The organism is Ciceribacter thiooxidans, assembly GCF_014126615.1.
GTDB lineage: Bacteria > Pseudomonadota > Alphaproteobacteria > Rhizobiales > Rhizobiaceae > Allorhizobium > Allorhizobium thiooxidans.
The window spans coordinates 1,585,939-1,606,552 of the sequence record NZ_CP059896.1 but is presented as its reverse complement, the minus strand read 5'-3'; the positions used below and the strand labels follow the sequence as shown (position 1 = coordinate 1,606,552).

General features: G+C 63.8%; 19 protein-coding genes. 10 read left to right on the top strand and 9 right to left on the bottom strand.

The annotated features are described in order from the left end of the window. Positions 1–207: 207 nt before the first annotated feature. Positions 208–1,617 carry a type I glutamate--ammonia ligase gene (glnA, locus tag H4I97_RS07620; RefSeq protein ID WP_182307299.1) on the bottom strand — a complete coding sequence of 470 codons (1,410 nt, stop codon included), beginning with the start codon at positions 1,615–1,617 and terminating at the stop codon, positions 208–210. A gap of 61 nt (positions 1,618–1,678) precedes the next feature. Beyond that, positions 1,679–2,017: a P-II family nitrogen regulator gene (locus H4I97_RS07615; protein WP_015916113.1), complete on the bottom strand. Its 339-nt coding sequence runs from the start codon at positions 2,015–2,017 to the stop codon at positions 1,679–1,681. A 346-nt stretch (positions 2,018–2,363) separates the two neighbouring features. On the opposite strand from H4I97_RS07615, the gene H4I97_RS07610 reads away from it, so the two are divergent. Together H4I97_RS07610 and H4I97_RS07605 are read left to right on the top strand one after the other, a co-directional pair. Next, complete coding sequence (locus H4I97_RS07610) at positions 2,364–3,845, top strand: NAD(P)H-hydrate dehydratase (protein ID WP_182307298.1); 1,482 nt, start codon at positions 2,364–2,366, stop codon at positions 3,843–3,845. A gap of 69 nt (positions 3,846–3,914) precedes the next feature. Further along, on the top strand, positions 3,915–4,811 hold the full coding sequence (locus tag H4I97_RS07605) for an EamA family transporter (RefSeq protein ID WP_182307297.1): 897 nt from the start codon (positions 3,915–3,917) through the stop codon (positions 4,809–4,811). Positions 4,812–4,847: 36 nt separating this feature from the next. Here H4I97_RS07605 and H4I97_RS07600 read toward each other — a convergent pair whose 3' ends face one another. The 4 genes from H4I97_RS07600 to uvrA all read right to left on the bottom strand — a co-directional run bounded on the left by H4I97_RS07600 (position 4,848) and on the right by uvrA (position 11,061). Further along, positions 4,848–6,500, bottom strand: coding sequence for a Na/Pi cotransporter family protein (locus H4I97_RS07600; protein WP_182307296.1), 1,653 nt, complete (start codon positions 6,498–6,500; stop codon positions 4,848–4,850). Positions 6,501–6,649: 149 nt separating this feature from the next. After that, on the bottom strand, positions 6,650–7,453 hold the full coding sequence (locus H4I97_RS07595) for a DUF72 domain-containing protein (RefSeq protein WP_182307295.1): 804 nt from the start codon (positions 7,451–7,453) through the stop codon (positions 6,650–6,652). Between the two features lie 59 nt (positions 7,454–7,512). Beyond that, the gene (locus H4I97_RS07590; RefSeq protein ID WP_182307294.1) at positions 7,513–8,136 is read right to left on the bottom strand and encodes a glutathione S-transferase family protein; all 624 of its coding nucleotides are present in this window, start codon (positions 8,134–8,136) and stop codon (positions 7,513–7,515) included. Positions 8,137–8,139: 3 nt separating this feature from the next. Further along, entirely contained in the window at positions 8,140–11,061 is a 2,922-nt protein-coding gene (gene uvrA / locus H4I97_RS07585; protein WP_182307293.1) for an excinuclease ABC subunit UvrA, read from the bottom strand. A 258-nt stretch (positions 11,062–11,319) separates the two neighbouring features. Here uvrA and H4I97_RS07580 point away from each other — a divergent pair, with 258 nt between their 5' ends. The 3 genes from H4I97_RS07580 to H4I97_RS07570 all read left to right on the top strand — a co-directional run bounded on the left by H4I97_RS07580 (position 11,320) and on the right by H4I97_RS07570 (position 13,281). Continuing rightward, positions 11,320–11,826 (top strand): single-stranded DNA-binding protein, encoded by a 507-nt coding sequence (locus H4I97_RS07580; RefSeq protein WP_182307292.1) that lies wholly within the window; start codon positions 11,320–11,322, stop codon positions 11,824–11,826. Positions 11,827–11,888: 62 nt separating this feature from the next. After that, the gene (locus H4I97_RS07575; protein WP_182307291.1) at positions 11,889–12,143 is read left to right on the top strand and encodes a hypothetical protein; all 255 of its coding nucleotides are present in this window, start codon (positions 11,889–11,891) and stop codon (positions 12,141–12,143) included. Between the two features lie 268 nt (positions 12,144–12,411). After that, a complete protein-coding gene (locus H4I97_RS07570) occupies positions 12,412–13,281 on the top strand; it encodes an alpha/beta fold hydrolase (RefSeq protein WP_182307290.1) in 870 nt (289 codons plus the stop codon). A 31-nt stretch (positions 13,282–13,312) separates the two neighbouring features. On the opposite strand, the gene H4I97_RS07565 is transcribed toward H4I97_RS07570, so the two are convergent. Beyond that, a complete protein-coding gene (locus H4I97_RS07565) occupies positions 13,313–13,942 on the bottom strand; it encodes a MarC family protein (protein WP_182307289.1) in 630 nt (209 codons plus the stop codon). A 185-nt stretch (positions 13,943–14,127) separates the two neighbouring features. On the opposite strand from H4I97_RS07565, the gene gyrA reads away from it, so the two are divergent. Beyond that, positions 14,128–16,893 carry a DNA gyrase subunit A gene (gene gyrA / locus H4I97_RS07560; RefSeq protein ID WP_182307288.1) on the top strand — a complete coding sequence of 922 codons (2,766 nt, stop codon included), beginning with the start codon at positions 14,128–14,130 and terminating at the stop codon, positions 16,891–16,893. A 218-nt stretch (positions 16,894–17,111) separates the two neighbouring features. Here the strand turns inward: gyrA and H4I97_RS24775 are convergent, their stop codons facing one another. After that, a complete protein-coding gene (locus tag H4I97_RS24775; protein ID WP_280527686.1) occupies positions 17,112–17,246 on the bottom strand; it encodes a hypothetical protein in 135 nt (44 codons plus the stop codon). Positions 17,247–17,298: 52 nt separating this feature from the next. Continuing rightward, complete coding sequence (locus H4I97_RS07555) at positions 17,299–17,451, bottom strand: hypothetical protein (protein ID WP_182307287.1); 153 nt, start codon at positions 17,449–17,451, stop codon at positions 17,299–17,301. 358 nt (positions 17,452–17,809) lie between these two features. Between H4I97_RS07555 and coaD the strand changes: the two genes are divergently transcribed. The 4 genes from coaD (at position 17,810) to queA (ending at position 20,613) form a co-directional block, all read left to right on the top strand. Beyond that, the gene (gene coaD, locus H4I97_RS07550; protein WP_182307286.1) at positions 17,810–18,304 is read left to right on the top strand and encodes a pantetheine-phosphate adenylyltransferase; all 495 of its coding nucleotides are present in this window, start codon (positions 17,810–17,812) and stop codon (positions 18,302–18,304) included. A gap of 28 nt (positions 18,305–18,332) precedes the next feature. Continuing rightward, positions 18,333–18,902 (top strand): peptidylprolyl isomerase, encoded by a 570-nt coding sequence (locus H4I97_RS07545; RefSeq protein ID WP_182307285.1) that lies wholly within the window; start codon positions 18,333–18,335, stop codon positions 18,900–18,902. Between the two features lie 41 nt (positions 18,903–18,943). Beyond that, positions 18,944–19,453, top strand: a complete 510-nt coding sequence (locus tag H4I97_RS07540; RefSeq protein WP_182307284.1) for a peptidylprolyl isomerase — start codon at positions 18,944–18,946, stop codon at positions 19,451–19,453. A gap of 77 nt (positions 19,454–19,530) precedes the next feature. Continuing rightward, positions 19,531–20,613 (top strand): tRNA preQ1(34) S-adenosylmethionine ribosyltransferase-isomerase QueA, encoded by a 1,083-nt coding sequence (gene queA / locus H4I97_RS07535; protein WP_182307283.1) that lies wholly within the window; start codon positions 19,531–19,533, stop codon positions 20,611–20,613. Position 20,614: the final 1 nt, after the last annotated feature.

Genomic DNA, 20,614 nt, shown 5'->3' with positions numbered 1-20,614 from the left:
GGTTTCTGCGCGGCGGCGCGGGCAGGCGAGTCTCAAGATGGAAAGCTATCGCGCTCCGACACGCGAGAAAAGCTGATTTCTCATCGGCGCATTTCACAAGCCACATGAAGAAACAGCCTCTTCCTATTGCATAAAAAGAGAAAACCGGCGACGCAAGGCGTCGCCGGTCTGTTTGTCCTCCGGCCTCAAGGTCGAAGGGAACCCGGATCAGACCGAGTAGTACATGTCGTACTCGACCGGATGCGGGGTCATTTCGAAGCGCATGACTTCCTGCATCTTCAGCTCGATGAACGAGTCGATCTGGTCGTCGTCGAAGACGCCGCCGGCGGTCAGGAACTTGCGGTCCTTGTCGAGCGATTCGAGAGCCTCGCGCAGCGAGCCGCAAACGGTCGGAATCTTCTTCAGTTCCTTCGGCGGCAGGTCGTAGAGGTCCTTGTCCATCGCCTTGCCGGGATGGATCTTGTTCTTGATGCCGTCGAGGCCGGCCATCAGCATCGCGGCGAAGGCGAGATACGGGTTGGCGGTCGGGTCGGGGAAGCGGATTTCGACGCGCTTGGCCTTCGGGTTGGTTCCGAACGGAATGCGGCAGGACGCCGAACGGTTGCGCGCCGAATAGGCGAGCAATACCGGCGCTTCATAGCCGGGAACCAGGCGCTTGTAGGAGTTGGTCGACGGATTGGTGAAGGCGTTGATCGCCTTGGCATGCTTGATGATGCCGCCGATGTAGTAGAGGCAGTTTTCGGAAAGGCCTGCGTACTCGTCGCCGGCGAAGGTCGGCTTGCCATCCTTCCAGATCGACATGTGCACGTGCATACCCGAGCCGTTGTCGCCGAAGATCGGCTTCGGCATGAAGGTCGCGGTCTTGCCGTAGGCATTGGCGACCTGATGCACGACATACTTATAGATCTGCATCTTGTCGGCGTTGCGTACCAGTGCGTCGAACTTGACGCCGAGCTCGTGCTGAGCGGCCGCCACTTCATGGTGATGCTTCTCGACGACGACGCCCATTTCGGCGAGCACGGTCAGCATCTCAGAGCGCATGTCCTGCAGGCTGTCGACCGGCGGAACCGGGAAATAGCCGCCCTTGACGCGCGGACGGTGGCCGAGGTTGCCGGTTTCGTAGTCGGTGTCGTCGTTCGACGGCAGTTCGGACGAGTCGAGCTTGAAGCCGGTATTGTAGGGGTCGGCCTTGTACTTGACGTCGTCGAAGACGAAGAACTCGGCTTCCGGGCCGACGAAGATCGTGTCGCCGATGCCCGACGCCTTGAGGTAGGCTTCCGCCTTCTTGGCGGTACCGCGCGGGTCGCGGTTGTAGGCTTCACCCGAGATCGGGTCGAGGATGTCGCACATGATGACCATGGTCGACTGGGCGAAGAACGGGTCCATGTGGACGGTCGCCGGATCGGGCATCAGCACCATGTCGGATTCGTTGATCGCCTTCCAGCCGGCGATCGAGGAGCCGTCGAACATGACGCCGTCGGCGAACATGTCTTCATCGACGCAGCAGACGTCCATCGTGACGTGCTGCAGCTTGCCCTTCGGGTCGGTAAAGCGCAGGTCGACGAACTTGACGTCGTTATCCTTGATTTGCTTCAGAATGTCGTTTGCGGTCGTCATTATCGAATTCCTTGGGTGAGATGACGATAGACTGGTCCGCCTCCGGAAGAGGACGGATGTTTTAGATGGCGTCGACGCCGGTTTCGCCGGTACGGATGCGGACGACTTCCTCCACATTCGAAACGAAGATTTTTCCATCGCCGATCCGGCCCGTCTGGGCAGCGTTGCGGATCGCATCGATGACGGCTTCCACGTTTTCGTCCGCCAGGACGACCTCGACCTTCACCTTGGGCAGAAAATCCACGACGTATTCCGCACCCCGGTAAAGCTCGGTATGTCCCTTCTGGCGACCGAACCCCTTGGCCTCCGTGACGGTGATGCCTTGCAGGCCGACTTCCTGAAGGGCTTCCTTCACTTCATCGAGCTTGAAGGGCTTTATGATCGCTTCGATCTTTTTCATGAGAAAATTTCTCTCCGCTTCTCTCATTACGGCAGGATGATCCCGCTCGCCCATAATGATGCACGCGCCGTGCCAGTTGGCGACAGGTTTTTCGAAAAAGTGCGCCGATTTTTGAAGGGAAGGGCCGAATCCCGCGCGTTTCCGGAGAAAAACAGATGGAAATTGGAGCGAGAATGCGGCGGGACGGCGAAATTCGCCGATTCTTCGGTCGGATTCGCAAATGCGCAACGTGCCTGCAAAGCAGGCTGGCAGTGATTACAATGTAGGCAAATGCACTATATTTGGTCGTTGACGCTGCGACGGCGATGCCTGTTGTCTTTCCAACGGGAATGGGTTCAATGGCGGTATGGCAAAGGGACGCGACAACTGGCTGCTGACACCGTCGGCGATGGGAGAGGTCGACGCTGCGGCTGCAGCGTCTGGCATTGATTCCTTCGGCCTGATGGAGAAAGCGGGGCAGGCAGTCACCGCCGCCGTTCTCAAGCTCTTTCCCGGCGGCGAGCGCTTCGTCGTTCTCTGCGGTCCCGGCAACAACGGCGGTGACGGCTACGTGGCGGCGAGGGCCTTGCAGGAGAGCGGAGCTGCCGTCGCACTCTACCACCTCGGCGATCCGTCGAAACTCAAGGGCGATGCCGCAACGGCCCGCTCCCGTTGCCCGGTTCCCGCAGAAGCGCTCGAAACCTATTTTCCGATGCGGGGCGACGTGATCGTCGACGCCATCTTCGGGGCGGGGCTCGCGCGCTCCGTACCGCCGGTTGTTGTCGATATCGTGCGACGGGTAGACGAGGCAGGCGCGCCGGTGGTCGCGGTCGATCTGCCTTCCGGGATCGACGGGCGAACCGGCACCGTCATGGGCGCCGCGTTCAAGGCACGCCACACCGTCACCTTCATGACCCGCAAGCCGGGGCATCTGCTGCTTCCCGGGCGGCTCCATTGCGGCAGCGTGGAAACCGTCGACATCGGAATCCCGTTCCGCCTCGTCGAGGCGAAGGACGTGCACCTCTTCGTCAACGGTCCGCAAGAGTGGCTTGCCGCCCTGCCGACGACCGATGCCACCGCCCACAAGTTCCGCCGCGGTCATCTCACCGTCTTTTCCGGGCCGGCCACAGCGACGGGTGCCGCACGGCTCGCGGCCGCCGCAGGCCTGAGGGCGGGGGCGGGACTCGTCACTGTCGCCACGCCGCCGGATGCGATCGCGGCCAATGCGGCCCATCTCACCGCCGTCATGCTGAAGGCGGTCGAGACCGGGAACGACCTTGACGACTACCTTCGCGACGAGCGGCGCACCGCCTTCGTCCTCGGACCCGGTTTCGGCGTGGGTCCGAAGGCTCGTGCCTTCGTCACAGCGCTCGCCGCAACAGGCCGACACCTCGTCCTAGATGCCGACGGCATCACCGCCTTCGCGGAGGACCCGCAGGCTCTCTTCTCAGCCTTTGCGGATGGAGCGCCTCGTCTTGTGCTGACACCGCACGAGGGTGAGTTCGCAAGGCTCTTTCCCGATCTTGCCGACGATCCGGCGCTGAGCAAGGTCGACAGGGCGAGGCAGGCAGCCGCCCGCGCCAACGCCGCCGTCGTCTACAAGGGCGCCGACAGTGTCATCGCCGCACCGGACGGTCGCGCCGTCATCAACGAAAATGCCCCGGCCTCTCTCGCCACCGCCGGATCGGGGGATGTGCTCGCCGGCATCGTCGGTGGACTTCTGGCGCAGGGGATGCCCGCCTTCGAGGCGGCGGCGGCCGGCGTCTGGCTGCATGGCGAGGCGGCGAGCAAGGCCGGCGCGAGCCTCACCGCCGAGACCCTCATCAACCATATCGATCGCTGGCATTAGCGAAATACGTTTTTCGAAACCACGGGCGCGGGTGTATCGGTCACCCACCAGCAGCCGGAGATTCTCCCCATGTCGCCCCTTCACATCCTGATGCTCGTCCTCGTCGCCGCCGTCTGGGGCTTCAACTTCGTGGTGATCAAGCTCGGCCTCGACAATTTCCCGCCGCTTCTCTTTTCCGCGCTCCGCTTCCTGTTCGCCGCCTTGCCGCTCGCCTTCTTCATCCGCCGTCCGGATGTGCCGTGGCGACTGATCCTCGGCATCGGGGTGATGCTCGGCGTGGTCAAGTTCTCCTTCCTTTTTATCGGCATGAATGTCGGGGCACCGCCCGGTCTCGCTTCCCTGCTCCTGCAGTCGCAGGCCTTCTTCACGGTCCTGCTCGCCTTTCTCCTTTACGGAGACCGGCCGCGGCCGCTGCAGATTGCCGGCATGGTTCTCGCCTTTTCTGGCGTCGCGCTCATCGCCAGCTCGATCGACGGCACCTTCACCGTCGCGGGCCTCGTGCTCGTGCTGGCCGCCGCCGTCGCCTGGGCCTGCTCCAACATGTTGATGAAGAAGGTCGGCAAGGTTCAGATGCTGAACCTGATGGTCTGGGTGAGCCTGGTGCCGCCGATCCCGCTCTTCATCATTTCGGCGCTCTTCGAGGGATGGGACCGCGACCTGCAGGCACTGGCCAACCTCAATCTCGAAGGGGCAGGGGCCGTGCTCTTCGTGGCTTACGGTGCGACCGTCTTCGGCTTTGCCGTATGGGGAGCAATGATCAGCCGCTACGGCGTTTCGACCGTCGCGCCGTTCTCGCTGCTCGTCCCGGTCTTCGGCATGTCGTCGGCAGCCCTCGTGCTCGGCGAGGATTTCGGGCCGCTGCGCGTCGTCGCGGCCGTGCTGATCGTCCTCGGTCTGGTGATGAACGTCTTCAACCCGCGCTGGCTTGCCCGCAAGACGCCGGTCGGCGACGCGGCTGGCCTCTGAGCGTTTCCGGAAGAAGACCGGACCCGTCGCGCGCCGTCAGAGGAGGCGGCTGCGCCGCAGCATGCCCTCGTCTTCGAGCAGCGGATAGCCGATCGAGGCGACCAGCGAATTGATCTCCTTGAGGTCCCGCATCGTGTCGATATGCAGCGAGCTCGACTCGAAGCTTGCGATATTGCCGTCGCGCAGCCGCTGCAGGTGCCGCTCCTCGCTCTGGCGGACGAGGTTGCGCACCGCCTCCTTGCGGGCGACGAGCTGGCGGGCATATTCGACATCGCGGTCGACCAGCAGGTTGAAGGCGAGGCGCGCGTTCTTGACCACCTCGTTATGCATGGCCTTCAGCTCGCTCCAGCCCTCGTCGGAGAAGGCGACCTTGCGGTCGTGCTTCTTGCGCGCTCTCGTCGCCATGTTCTGGGCGATGATGTCCGCCGCCTGCTCCACCTTGATTGCGGCACTCAGCAGGTTCTGCGATTGCGCCGCCGATTCCTCGTCGAGCGCGCTTTCCGAAATCCGCGCGAGATAGAACTTGATGTCGCGGTGGGTGCGGTCGATCTCGTCGTCGAGCGCCTCGAGCCGCTGCATCTTCTTCGGATCGAAGGTCTCGTAGAGTTCGAAGATGCGGTTCAGCATCACCTCGGTCTTGTCGCAGACGCTCAGCACTTCGCGGGTGGCGTTGGCGATCGCCTGTTTTGGATTGGCAAGGTCCGCCGGGTTGAGCGCCGAGAGACGCTCCTCCGGTCCCTCCGTCTCAACGGCAGCCGGCTTCGTCAGAAGGCGGTCGAGCAGGCCGGCGACGACGCCTGCGAACGGCAGGCCGAGAAGCAGCACCGCGCCGTTGAGCGCGAGATGCACCATCACGACGGCGTCGCCGGGGTGGCTCGCGAAAACGTCCGACGGCACCACGAAGACGAACTGGATGGCGAGTGCGGCGAGCGTGCCCAACCCGCGGATCACGACATTGCCGAGCGGCACGACGCGTGCGGCGCTTTCGGCGTTCTTGGTCAGCATGGCGCCGATCACCGCCGCGCCGAAATTCGCGCCGAGCACCATCGGGATGATCAGCACCGGCGGCAGCAGCCCGCGGTCCGCCAGCGAGGCGAAGAGCAGGATGGTCGCGACGCTGGAATGGAAGGCCCAGGCGAGCAGCGCCGAAAGAAGGAAGGCGGTGATCCAGTCGCGCGAGAGATAGTTGATGAGGAGCGGCAGGATCTGGCTTGTGCGCAACGGGTCGGAGGCTTCCCCGATCAGCCGGAGCGACAGCAGCAGCAGGCCCAGCCCGAAGAAGATGCGGCCCGCCTGCCTCCAGCCGCGCGTTTCCGAGGCCCGGAAGGCGACGGTGCCCATCAGCAGCAGGATCGGGATCAGGAGCGAGAGGTCGTGACGCAGGATGCGCACGACGAAGGCCGAGCCGAAATCGGCGCCGAGCAGGGTGGCGATGCCGATCCCCGACGAGACATAGCCGCCGGCGACGAAGGAGGCGACGATCAGCGCGACGGCGGTTGCGCTCTGCAGCGCGACAGCCAGTGCGAAGCCTGCGGCGCCGGCGGTCACCCGGTTGCCGACGGCGAGCCGCAGCTTGTCCTTCAGCACATGGCCGTAAGCGCGTTCGATACCGGTGCGTACCATGCGCGTCGCCCACAGAAGCAGGGCGACAGCGCCGGCGAGATTGATGAAGACGACGATGCCCGACATGAGGAACCCGGAACGTTGAGGGAAAACGGTCTTTCCAGCCCGCAGCCGGAAAGCGTCCGCTATTTCCGGCCCCAATGAGGTCGGCAATGCGACGGACCATATCCCAGATTCGCCGGGGTCACAATTTTGTCAAATGACAGTTTCTGGTATCAGGAAACTGCCGCCTGCAGCACCCTTGCGCCGTTCGGCGCATTGACCTTGCCGCCGGTGATGAAGAAGGCGAAGACGTCCCGCGGCTTCTTCGCCACTGTCTCCTTCTCAGCGATCTTCGGCAGGTCGTCCGGCATTCCGCCCTTAGCAAAACTCCTCAGCCGGTCTGCCCAGGCCTCGATCTCGTTTTCGGGATAGCAGGTCGGGATGTCGTCCTCGCCTTTTTGAAGCCGTGCATAGACGAAATCGGCCGTCGGATCGGCGAACATCGGATAGTCGTGATGGTCGGCGCAGACCGCCGCGACCTCGTATTTCTTCAGGAGCGCGATGAATTCCGGCACCTGGAACGAGGCGTGCCTCGGCTCGACCACATGCCGCAACGCGATCCCGTCCTGGCTCTTCGGCAACAGCGCGAGGAAAGCTTCGAAATCCTCCGGCTCGAACTTCTTCGTTCCCATGAACTGCCAGAGGATCGGCCCGAGATGCGCGCCGAGCTCGGTGATCCCCTGGGTCAGGAATTTCTCCACCGACGGTCCCGCCTCGGCGAGCACCTTGCGATTGGTGCAGAACCGGCTCGCCTTCAGCGAAAAGACAAAGCTGTCCGGGACTTCGGACGCCCATTTGGCGAAGGTCGCCGGCTTCTGGCTCGAATAATAGGTGCCGTTCACTTCGATCGCCGCCAGTTCGCGGCTCGCATATTCGAGCTGCCGCCGTTTCGGCAGCGTCTCGGGATAGAAGGAGCCTTCCCAGGGATCGAAGGTCCAGCCGCCGATTCCGGTGCGGATTGTGCCTGACTGGGTCATCCTCTCTCCTCCTTGACGGTCACGGGCCAGACGGCCCTCGCTGTTGGTGTCGGGTCGTCTCAGGCCGGCGGAACGAACGGCTGGGAAATCGCCTTGAAAACCGACAGGGCTTCGAGACGTTCGCAGTGGGCAGCCAATGCCGGCACGTCGGCTGCCGATATGAAGCCCGGATGGGAATCGCCGATGTGGCGCAGCGCACAGGCGACTGCGATATCGGCATGCGTGATCCCGTCTCCGAACCAGAAGGGTGTCGACCGGGTGGCGCGATCCGCCTCCAGAGCGGCGAGCGTCGCGCGCATCTGCGACCGGCAACGGTCCATCCATACCTGCGCCGGCTGCTCGTGCAGCACCAGTTCGTAGAACAGGCTCACGCCCTTGTCGGCAAATCCCGTCGCCAGCGCCATCACCTTGAGGGCATGCCGGCGTTCGTCCGGTGTCGGCCACAGGCGTTCGGCCTCGGGAACGAGGCTGTCGACATGGTCGAGAATGGTGACGCTGTCGACCAGCACGGTCCCGTCGTCGAGCACCATCGTCGGCACCCGCATCAGCGGATTGAGCGCCTGGATCTTCTCGCCGTCGCCGAACACCGACCATGGCCGATGCTCGAACGGCAGACCGTAGAGCGTCAGCGCCACGCCGACGCGGCGAACGAAGGAGGAGTCATACTGGCCGATCAGGATCATCGTTCACTCCGCCGCCTGCACCTTCCGCATCGGCCGTCGCTCCAGGAGTTCCTTGAGGAACTGGCCGGTATAGGAGCGCTCGGCCTCGACGATCTGTTCCGGCGTGCCGGTTGCGACGATCTCGCCGCCGCCGTCGCCACCCTCGGGACCGAAATCGATCACCCAGTCAGCGGTCTTGATGACTTCGAGATTGTGCTCGATCACCACCACCGAATTGCCCTGCCTGACGAGTTCGTGCAGCATTTCGAGGAGTTTCGCCACGTCGTGGAAGTGAAGCCCCGTCGTCGGCTCGTCGAGGATGTAGAGCGTACGGCCGGTCGAACGCTTGGAGAGTTCCTTGGCGAGCTTGACGCGCTGCGCCTCGCCGCCGGAAAGCGTGTTCGCCTGCTGGCCGACCTTGATATAGCCGAGACCGACGTCGAAGAGCGACTGCAGCTTGTCGCGCACCGCCGGCACCGCGGAGAAGAACTCGACGCCTTCCTCGACCGTCATGTCGAGCACATCGGCGATCGACTTGCCCTTGAAGGTGACGTCAAGCGTCTCGCGATTGTAGCGCTTGCCGTGGCAGACGTCGCAGGTCACGTACACGTCCGGCAGGAAGTGCATCTCGATCTTGATCACCCCGTCGCCCTGGCACGCCTCGCAGCGGCCGCCCTTGACGTTGAAGGAGAAGCGGCCCGGCTGGTAGCCGCGCGCCTTCGCCTCCGGCAGGCCGGCATACCAGTCGCGGATCGGCGTGAAGGCGCCGGTATAGGTCGCCGGATTCGAGCGCGGCGTGCGGCCGATCGGCGACTGGTCGATATCGATCACCTTGTCGATGAACTCGAAGCCGTCGATGCGGTCGTGTTCGGCCGGGTTTTCGCGCGCGCCCATGATGCGGCGTGCCGCCGCCTTGTAGAGCGTCTCGATGAGGAAGGTCGACTTGCCGCCGCCGGAAACGCCGGTGACGGCGGTAAAGACGCCGAGCGGAATGCTGGCGGTGACGTTCTTCAAATTGTTGCCGCGCGCGCCGATCACCTTGATCTGCTGGCCCTTCTTCGGTTTGCGCCGTTCGGCGGGAACCGCGACTCCGAGCTCGCCGGAGAGGTACTTGCCGGTCAGCGAATTCGGATTGGCCATGATCTCGGCGGGAACGCCCTGCGCCACCACCTCGCCGCCGTGGATGCCGGCGGCCGGGCCGATGTCGACGACGTAGTCGGAGGACAGGATCGCATCCTCGTCATGCTCGACGACGATCACCGTGTTGCCGATGTCGCGCAGGTGCTTCAGTGTCTCGATGAGGCGGGCGTTGTCGCGCTGGTGCAGACCGATCGACGGCTCGTCGAGCACGTAGAGCACGCCGGTCAGCCCCGAGCCAATCTGCGAGGCGAGGCGGATGCGCTGGCTCTCACCGCCCGAAAGCGTGCCGGAATTGCGCGACATCGAGAGATAGTCGAGCCCGACATCGTTGAGGAAGCGCAGCCGCTCGCGGATCTCCTTGAGGATGCGCACGGCAATCTCGTTCTGCTTGTCGCTGAGCTTCGCCGGCAACGTCTCGAACCAGGCGCCGGCAACACGGATCGACATGCCGGTCACTTCGCCGATGTGCAGGCCGTTGATCTTGACGGCGAGCGCCTCTGGCTTCAACCGGTAGCCCGCGCAGGCCGGGCAGGGGGCCGCCGACATGAACCGCTCGATTTCCTCGCGCGCCCAGGCGCTGTCGGTCTCCTTCCAGCGCCGTTCGAGGTTCGGAACGATCCCCTCGAAGGTCTTGGTCGTCGTGTAGGCGCGCGCGCCGTCGGCATAGTGGAACTCGATCTTCTCTTCCGTGCCGTGCAGGATCGCGCGCTGCGCTTCCTCGCTCAGGTCCGACCAGCGGTTCGAGAGCTTGAAGCCGAAGACCTTGCCGAGGGATTCGAGCGTCTGGTTGTAGTAGGGGGACGACGACTTCGCCCACGGAGCGATCGCCCCGTCGTTCAGCCGCCGCTGTACCTCCGGCACGATCAGCGCCTCGTCGATCTTCTGCTGCGAGCCGAGCCCGTCGCAGGTCGGGCAGGCGCCGAAGGGATTGTTGAAGGAAAAGAGCCGCGGCTCGATCTCCGGAATGGTGAAGCCGGAGACCGGGCAGGCGAACTTTTCGGAAAACATCACCCGCTCATGCGTCTCGTTGAGCGACTTGTTGGCCGAGCCGCCGGCGGCCGTTTCCGAAGCCGGCAGTGGCTTGTCGGCGAACTCGGCGATCGCCAGCCCGTCGGCGAGCTTGAGGCACGTCTCCAGGCTGTCGGCGAGGCGCGTGCCGATGTCGGAGCGCACCACCACGCGGTCGACCACCACGTCGATGTCGTGCTTGTACTTCTTGTCGAGCGCCGGCGCTTCGGCGATCTCGTAGAACTGCCCGTCGATCTTCACGCGCTGGAAGCCGCGCTTCATCAGGTCGGCGAGTTCCTTCTTGTACTCGCCCTTGCGACCGCGGATCATCGGGGCGAGAATGTAGAGGCGCGAACCCTCCTCGAAGGCGAGGATGCGGTCGACCATCTGGGAGACCGTCTGGCTTTCGATCGGCAGGCCCGTCGCCGGCGAATAGGGAACGCCGACGCGTGCGAAGAGCAGACGCATGTAGTCGTAGATCTCTGTCACCGTGCCGACCGTCGAACGCGGATTGCGCGAGGTCGTCTTCTGCTCGATGGAGATCGCCGGCGAAAGCCCGTCGATCTGGTCGACATCCGGCTTCTGCATCATCTCGAGGAACTGGCGGGCGTAGGCCGAGAGGCTCTCGACGTAGCGGCGCTGCCCCTCGGCATAGATGGTGTCGAAGGCGAGCGACGACTTGCCCGAGCCGGAAAGCCCGGTCATCACGATCAGGCTGTTGCGCGGCAGATCGAGATCGATGCCCTTCAGGTTGTGCTCGCGGGCGCCGCGGATGGAAATGGTCTTCAGTTCACTCATGGACAAGGCTCGCTTGGAGAAGGACAGTCCTTATTTAGTGATCGCTGTGCCCCTGTCGAGACGCAACAGGACGTCACGGGTCACATTTCGAGTCGGTTGACAGGATCATAGACAATCACTAGAACAAATAAAGAACATTTTTCGTTGTGGATTAACGGTTAAGACTTTCCATCGGGACCCGCGATTGGTTTAAGGTGGCGGAAATCGACAAATGCGGGTGCGGCCGGTCCGGTGCCCTCTCTTCCCAAGGTGTGTGTTATGGCTGGTAGCGTGAACAAGGTAATTCTGATCGGGAATCTCGGCGCGGATCCGGAAATCCGCCGGACCCAGGACGGCCGTCCGATCGCCAACCTGCGCATTGCGACGTCGGAAACTTGGCGCGACCGCAACACCGGTGAGCGCAAGGAAAAGACCGAGTGGCACACCGTCGTGATCTTCAATGAAGGTCTCTGCAAGGTGGCTGAACAGTATCTGAAGAAGGGCTCGACGGTCTACATCGAAGGCCAGCTGCAGACCCGCAAGTGGCAGGACCAGAGCGGCAACGACCGCTATTCGACCGAAGTCGTGCTGCAGGGCTTCAACTCCAACCTGACCATGCTCGGCGGTCGCGGCGAGGGCGGTGGCGCCTCGCGCGGTGGCAACGACTTCGGCGGCGGCTACGGCGACGATTACAACCAGCCGTCCCGTGCGCCGGCCCGCACCGGCAACCAGGCGGGCGGCGGCGGCAACTTCTCGCGCGATCTGGACGACGACATCCCGTTCTGATTCCGGGGGGCGTCGGCCAGCCGCGCGCCATATCTTCTCGTTGATCCGAAAGGGGGCTTTCGATGGGTGAGACAAAGACGGATACCGGACCCGCGACCTGGCGCATCGTGCTCGCGGCGCTGCTCGATTTCTTCACCGCCTTTTTCGTGCTCGGGTTTCTGATCGCCTCGGTGACCGACGGTCGCACGGAGGGCGGTTTCCAGCTGAACGGCCTGCCGGCCTTCGTGCTGTTCGCGCTGATCGTCGTCTATTTCATCGTGTTCAACCGGTATCTCGGCGGGACGATCTGGAAGCGCATCCTGAAGGCGCAGCGCTGACCTGAGCGGTACTTCCGCGGGTTACTCGCGTCGCGCCTCACATCTTGTCCTCCTCTGGCAGAATCGGTATTGCTGCCGGCGGCGATCCTCGCCCACAAGGCTCCGAGAGAAAGTCCATGCGCCTCATCCGTTAGCGACCTTGACCATGAAAACCGTTGCACGTCGCCGCCGGCCTTTTGCCGAGCTGCGCTCGTGTGTTTTCCTGGATCAGCGTCCGGTTCCCGGCGCCCGACACGGCGCGGCGAACCGCACTATCGGATACATCATCATGGAAGAACTGGATTACGGCCGCGCCGCGCGCGGCATCATTCGCTCGGGCATCTTCGAGCTCGGCTACGCAATCGAAGGGCAGGGGCTGCCGCTGCTCGTCGTCGGCAGCAGCCTCTATTATGCGCGGACCTTCTCGCCCGGCCTTCGCCGCTCGGTCCGCCTCCACTTTGTCGACCACCGCTGCTTCGCCCGTCCGCTCGGACCGGTGGAGGCTGGCGACTTCGCTTTCGACCGGATCATCGACGACATCGAACTGGCGCGGCAGGCCTTCGGGCTGGAGCGCTTCGCCGTTCTCGGGCATTCGGGCCACGGCTACATGGCACTCGAATATGCGCGCCAGTTTCCCGACCGCGTGTCCCACGTTGTGCTCGCGGGCACCGGCCCGAACCAGGGTGCAGAGCTCGCTGAGTGGGCGGAACGGCGCTGGGAGGCGGAAGCCTCGCCCGAGCGCAAGCTGATCTTCGACCGGGAGATGGCGAAGCTCGCCGGTGACATCGCCGCCCATCCTCACGAGCGCTTCAAGCACCTGCTGATCCGGCTTGGCGCACGCAGCTGGTTCGATCCCGGTTTCGATGCGCGTCCGCTATGGGACGGGGTCTGGATCAACGACATCGGCTTCGATCATCTGTGGGGCGAGGTGTTCCGTGACATCGACATGCACGCGCTCGCCCGTGGCGTCACGGCACCGGTACTCCTCGCCCTCGGGCGCTTCGACTACCTCATCTCGCCGCCCGCGGCATGGGAGCCGTTCCGGGGCGATTTCGCCCAGCTGACGATCGAGATGTTCGAACGCAGCGGACACACCATGCAGTTCGAGGAAAGCGAACGCTTCGACGCGGTGCTCCTCGAATTCCTGCACCGTAGCTGAGAGAGCAGGCGCCGGCGGCAACGCCGGCGTCTCACCCGGCGAAGGCCGATTTGATCCCGTCGACGACGAACTGCACGGAGAGCGCCGAAAGCAGCACGCCGAGCAGGCGGGTGAGCAGGGCGCGACCGGTGACGCCGAGAAAGCGGTTGAGGCCCTCCGCCAGCATCAGCGCCAGGAAGACGAGTGCCAGGCAGACGGCGATGACCCCGATCAGTCCGGCCCGGCCGGCGATACCGTCCATCGTGCCGGCGATCAGCACCGTCGCGGAGATCGCGCCGGGCCCGGCGATCAGCGGGATCGCCAGCGGGAAGACGGCGAGATGGTGGATGTGGTCGCGAGTGATCGCGTCGTCCTTGGTCTTTTCCTTCCGCTCGTTGCGCTTCTCGAAAATCATCTCGAAGGCGATCGCAAACAGCATCAGGCCGCCGGCGATGCGGAACGAGCCCATCGAGATGCCGAGCACGCCGAGGATGCCCGAGCCGAAGACGGCGAAGACGGCGAGGATCCCAAAGGCGATGAGGGAACCGCGGACGGCGACCTGGCGGCGCTGGGCTCCGGTCATGCCCTGCGTGAGGCCGAGAAAGAGCGGCGCGAGCCCCGGCGGATCGAGTGTCACCAGGAGCGTGGTGAAAGCCGTTATCATCGCGTCGGTCGTTGCCATTTCAGCTCCCCTCGGGTCCCGTTCGGCAAAGACTAGCATCAACCTCTGCAATTTTGTCTAGGTATTTGATCGTCCTGCCTTTCCAGCGCCGCAAAAGCTGTTCAAAACCTGCGGCGAAATTGGCGCTGCGGCGCCCTTTCGGCTATAAGCTAGACAGTGATTCCGAACAGAGATCGTGACCAGATTTGACTGAGCAAAGCACTCCCGGCGGCGGCAAGTCCCCGTCCGACATCGAGCCGATTTCCATCATTGAGGAAATGCAGCGGTCGTATCTCGACTACGCCATGAGCGTAATCGTCAGCCGCGCGCTTCCCGACGTCCGCGACGGCCTGAAGCCCGTGCATCGCCGCATTCTCTACGGCATGTCCGAGCTCGGCATCGACTGGAACAAGAAGTACGTCAAGTGCGCCCGCGTGACGGGTGACGTCATGGGTAAGTATCACCCCCATGGCAACGCGGCGATTTATGACGCGCTGGCGCGCATGGCCCAGAACTGGTCGCTGCGCCTGCCGCTCATCGACGGCCAGGGCAATTTCGGTTCGATCGACGGCGACCCGCCGGCGGCCGAACGCTACACCGAGTGCCGCCTGCAGAAGGCCGCCCATTCGCTTCTCGACGACCTCGACAAGGAGACGGTCGACTTCCGCGACAACTATGACGGCACGCTCGCCGAACCCGTCGTCGTGCCCGCGAAGTTTCCGAACCTCCTCGTCAACGGGGCCGGCGGCATCGCCGTCGGCATGGCGACCAATATCCCGCCGCACAATCTCGGCGAAGTCATCGACGGCTGTATCGCGCTGATCGACAATCCGGCGATCGAACTGCCTGAACTCATGCAGATCATTCCGGGCCCGGATTTCCCGACCGGCGCGATGATCCTCGGACGTTCGGGCATCAGGTCGGCCTATGAGACCGGCCGTGGTTCGGTCATCATGCGGGGTGTCGCGAGAGTCGAACCGATGCGCGGCGACCGCGAGCAGATCATCATTACCGAGATTCCCTATCAGGTGAACAAGGCGACGATGATCGAGAAGATGGCCGAACTGGTGCGCGAGAAGCGCATCGAGGGCATTTCCGACCTGCGCGACGAGTCCGACCGCGAAGGCTACCGCGTCGTCATCGAACTGAAGCGCGATGCCAATGCCGATGTCATCCTGAACCAGCTCTACCGCTACACGCCGCTGCAGACCTCGTTCGGTTGCAACATGGTGGCGCTGAACGGCGGCAAGCCGGAGCAGATGACGCTTCTCGACATGCTGCGGGCCTTCGTTTCGTTCCGCGAAGAGGTCGTCAGCCGGCGAACCAAGTACCTGCTGCGCAAGGCGCGCGAACGCGCCCATGTCTTGGTCGGTCTCGCGATCGCCGTCGCCAATATTGACGAGGTCATCAACCTCATCCGCCGCGCGCCCGATCCGCAGACGGCCCGCGAGCAGCTGATGGAGCGCCGCTGGCCGGCGCACGACGTCGAAGCGCTGATCCGGCTGATCGACGATCCGCGCCACCGCATCAACGAGGACCTGACCTACAACCTGTCTGAAGAGCAGGCCCGCGCCATCCTCGAACTGCGTCTGGCACGCCTCACCGCGCTCGGCCGCGACGAGATCGACGAGGAACTGAACAAGATCGGCGCCGAAATCGCCGATTACCTCGAAATCCTCTCCTCGCGCCTGCGCATCCAGGACATCGTCAAGGCCGAGCTCACCGCCGTTCGCGACGAATTCGGCACGCCCCGCCGCACCGAGATCGTCGAAGGCGGTCCGGACATGGACGACGAGGACCTGATCGCCCGCGAGGACATGGTCGTCACCGTCAGCCATGCCGGCTATATCAAACGCGTGCCGCTCGCGACCTACCGCGCCCAGCGGCGCGGCGGCAAGGGCCGCTCCGGCATGGCGATGAAGGAAGAGGATTTCGCGACCCGTCTCTTCGTCGCCAATACCCACACGCCGGTGCTGTTCTTCTCCTCGCGCGGCATCGTCTACAAGGAGAAGGTCTGGCGTCTGCCGATCGGCACCCCGACCTCGCGCGGCAAGGCGCTCATCAACATGCTGCCGCTGGAGCCTGGCGAACGTATCACCACGATCATGCCGCTGCCGGAAGACGAGAAGACCTGGGAAAACCTGGACGTCATGTTCTCGACGACCCGCGGCACCGTCCGCCGCAACAAGCTCTCGGACTTCGTGCAGGTGAACCGCAACGGCAAGATCGCCATGAAGCTCGACGAGGAGGGTGACGAGATCCTCTCCGTCGAGACCTGTACCGATCGCGACGACGTGCTGCTCACCACCGCGCTCGGCCAGGCGATCCGCTTCCCGGTCGACGAGGTTCGCGTCTTCGCCGGCCGCAACTCGATCGGCGTCCGCGGCATCACGCTCGCCGATGGCGACCGGCTGATCTCGATGACGATCCTCGGCCATGTCGATGCCGATGCCGCCCAGCGTGCGGCCTATCTCAAGCGCTCGGCCGCCGAACGGCGCGCCAGCGGCGTGGACGAAGAGGACATCGCGCTCGTCGGCGAGGAGGTGGGCGAACTCGCCGATCTCTCCGAAGAGCTCTACCAGGAGCTCAGGGCCCGCGAGCAGTTCGTGCTCACGGTCTCGGAGAAGGGCTTCGGCAAGCGCTCGTCCTCCTACGACTTCCGTACCTCGGGCCGTGGCGGCAAGGGTATCCGCGCCACCGACACCTCGAAGACGGCGGAGATCGGCGAGCTGGTCGCCGCCTTCCCGGTGGAGGAAAACGACCAGCTGATGCTGGTGTCCGACGGCGGCCAGCTTATCCGGGTACCTGTCGGCGGCATCCGAATCGCGAGCCGCGCCACCAAGGGTGTCACGATCTTCTCCACCGCCAAGGACGAAAAGGTCGTGTCGGTCGAGCGGATCAGCGAGCCCGAAGGCGAGGCGGATGTCGAAGGTGTCGCGGAAGAGGCTCCCGGCGAGGGCGAAGCCGAATAAGGAATACGGAAGAGGCCGTCGGAGCGATCCGGCGGCCTCATTCTTCCGGTCATTCTGTCACTTCAGACGCAAGTACCGCATGAAAAGAGCCTCGCGCCGGGTGCGGCGGAGGCTCGAATGTCTAGTCGGGGGCCGGTGGGGCAGGACGCCCGTCTTGGCCACAGGTGTGGATCCCCGCGGCTGGCGTCTAGCCCTGGAGGTCGGGGCCGCCGTGGATGCTAGAAAGCCTTGTGTCTTTCCATCAGCAGCTTGTGGTCCTCGCTCTCGCGACGCAAGGCCGAAATGGTCGAGGTCACCGAGGCGACGAACATTCCGCAGATCAGGGCTGCGAGTACGGTGAGCGTCATGAACATCTACATCCTCCTCGTCTGGTTATCCTGCTGCGGCTGCACCTGAAGTAGAAGATCAGTGCCCGAAGGTATGGTAGCTCGCCGTCATCGGCGGCCCATAAAACTTGGCGTCGTTCTTCTCGTTCATGTAGAACGTGACGGAGGTCGCAAGCATCGCCGTCATGGTCGCCATCCAAACCAAGTTGATAAGGGTCACTTTATCAGGCATGGTCTTCGTCCTTTCTGGTATTGCCGCATCGCGCAAAGAATGTTCTGCCAACGGCATTGTTCCTCTGCATCATGAAAATCTGATATCAAGGTCAGCCTGAAGCCCGCCTTAATGGCCCGTTCATCTGGCGTTCATCTTTCCAACCAGCAGTGTGCGGCGCAGCATCGGACGCAGGCGATACTCCAAAAACGGTTGACGGGGAAGGGGATGCGGGCGCGAAACGGTGCGGCGGAAGAGGCATTTCGCCGGTTTGCGTGACCTTCTTTGGTATATGCCGGCCCGGGCGCCCGCCGGCCAAGTCCCTTGCGATTTCCGGCCGTCCGTGACAAAAGGCTCCAAACAATGAATCCGGGACGCCATGACCATCGCCTTCTATCCAGGATCATTCGATCCCATGACCAACGGGCATCTGGACGTCCTCGTTCAGTCCCTGAATGTCGTGTCGAAAGTGATCGTCGGCATCGGCATTCATCCCGGCAAGGCGCCGATGTTCAGCTATGACGAGCGCGCGGAACTGATCCGCCTTTCGCTGGCCGAAGCGATGCCGGCACGGGTGGGCGACATATCCGTCGTCTCCTTCGACAATCTTGCGGTCGATGCGGCCCGCCGCCACGGCGCGAAGCTCCTCGTGCGCGGGCTCCGCGACGGCACCGATCTCGACTACGAGATGCAGATGGCGGGCATGAACTACCAGATGGCGCCGGACATGCAGACGATCTTCCTGCCGGCCGGCACCGCCTCGCGGCCCATAACGGCCACATTGGTTCGTCAGATCGCGTCCATGGGCGGAGACGTCAGCGCCTTCGTGCCGGCCTCGGTCCTGACGGCCCTCAAATCCAGGCTCAAGTCCTGACCTGTTAGCGAAACACTACGGAGCCACCATGAAGCTGCTTCATCTTGCCTTTGCCGCGACGTTCGCGGTCGCCGGACTTTTCGGCTCTGCCCACGCGCAGTCGAACGAGAATATCCTCACGATCCAGTTGAAGGACGGACCGGTTGTCATTGAATTGCTTCCGCAAGTCGCTCCGAAGCATGTCGAGCGCATGAAGGAGATCGCCGGCAAGGGCGAGTATGATAACGTCGCCTTCCACCGGGTGATCGACGGCTTCATGGCGCAGACCGGCGACGTGGAATTCGGCGATCTCAAGGACGGTTATGATCCGTCGCGCGCCGGCACCGGCGGCTCCAAGCTGCCAGACCTTCCGGCTGAGTTCTCCAACCTCCCGTTCGAGCGCGGCACCGTCGGCATGGCGCGTGCCCAGGACCCGAACTCGGCAAACTCACAGTTCTTCATCATGTTCGCCGACGGCGGCTTCCTCAACGGCCAGTACACGGTCGTCGGCAAGGTCGTCGCGGGCATGGAATATGTCGACAAGATCAAGCGCGGCGAGGGCGCCAACGGCGAAGTCAGCGATCCCGACGCGATGCTCAAGGTCACGGTCGGCAGGTAATCTTAAAACGGGCACGCCCGTGCCCCGAGAGGAGTAAGTCTATGGCCGAGATCAAGGATCCGGAAAACACCATCATCATGGAAACCACCAAGGGCAAGGTCGTGATCGCGCTCAAGCCCGACGTCGCGCCCGGCCACGTCGCTCGCGTCAAGGAACTGACGCGGGAAGGGGCCTATGACGGCGTCGTCTTCCACCGCGTGATCGAGGACTTCATGGCCCAGACCGGCGACGTGCAGTACGGCAAGCAGGGCGGTGCAAGCTTCAATCCGGCCCGCGCCGGCATGGGCGGTTCCGACAAGCCGGACCTCAAGGCCGAGTTCTCCGCGACCCCGCACGTGCGCGGTACCTGCTCGATGGCCCGCTCGCAGAACCCGAACTCCGCCAACTCGCAGTTCTTCATCTGCTTCACCGATGCCCCCTGGCTCAACAAGCAGTATTCGGTCTGGGGCGAAGTCGTCGAAGGCATGGAGATTATCGATCAGATCAAGCGCGGCGAACCGGTGCGCGATCCGGATTCGATCGTCTCGATGAAGGTCGCAGCCGACGCCTGAGCGAGAGCCGCTTTCCGAGCCCGCCCGGCGTCCATGACGCCCGGGCGGGTTTCGCGTTTTCCAGAAGCCGAGACACCATGCGCGTAGACCTTTTCGATTTCGACCTGCCCGAGGAGCGGATTGCGCTGAGGCCCGTGAGCCCGCGCGACAGCGCCCGCATGCTCGTCGTCAGGCCGGATGGCGAGCCGGTGCTCGAAGACCGCAACGTCTTCGACCTGCCGACCTTCCTGTCACCCGGCGATGCCCTCGTTTTCAACGATACCAAGGTCATCCCGGCCCAGCTCGAAGGCAAGCGGCTGCGCGAAGGCGGGCAGGAGACGCCGGTCTCGGCCACCCTCCACATGCGGATCGGCCCGGAACGCTGGAAGGCGTTTGCCCGTCCCGGCAAGCGCATCAAGGTCGGCGACCGCATCGAATTCGGCCATTCCGGCAATGCCTGCCTGCTCGGCACGCTCGGCGCCGTCGTCGAGGAGAAGGGCGAGGCGGGCGAGGTGACGCTGCGCTTTGATTTTTCCGGGCCGGCGCTGGACGAGGCGATCATGACGGTCGGGCACATCCCGTTGCCGCCCTATATCGCCTCCAAGCGCGGCGAGGACGAGAAGGACCGCACCGATTACCAGACCGTCTATGCCCGCGAGGAAGGCGCCGTCGCCGCCCCGACCGCCGGGCTTCATTTCACGCCGGCGCTCTTCGAGGCGCTCGACAGTGCCGGCATCGAACGCCATTTCGTGACGCTCCATGTCGGGGCCGGCACCTTCCTGCCGGTCAAGGCCGACGACACCGACAACCATAAGATGCATCTCGAAACCGGCCACGTCACCGCAGAGACCGCGGCGCGGCTCAACGCGGTGAAGGCGAGGGGCGGGCGCATCGTCTGCGTCGGCACCACCTCGCTGCGGCTGATCGAGAGCGCGGCGGATGCTTCCGGCCGGATCGAGCCGTGGTCTGGGGCGACCGGCATCTTCATCACGCCCGGCTACCGCTTCAAGGCGGTCGACGTGCTGATGACCAATTTCCACCTGCCGAAATCCACGCTGTTCATGCTGGTTTCGGCCTTCGCCGGCCTAGACACCATGCGTGCGGCCTATGCCCATGCGATCGAATCCGGCTATCGCTTCTATTCCTACGGCGACGCCAGCCTTCTCCACCGGAAATCCTGAC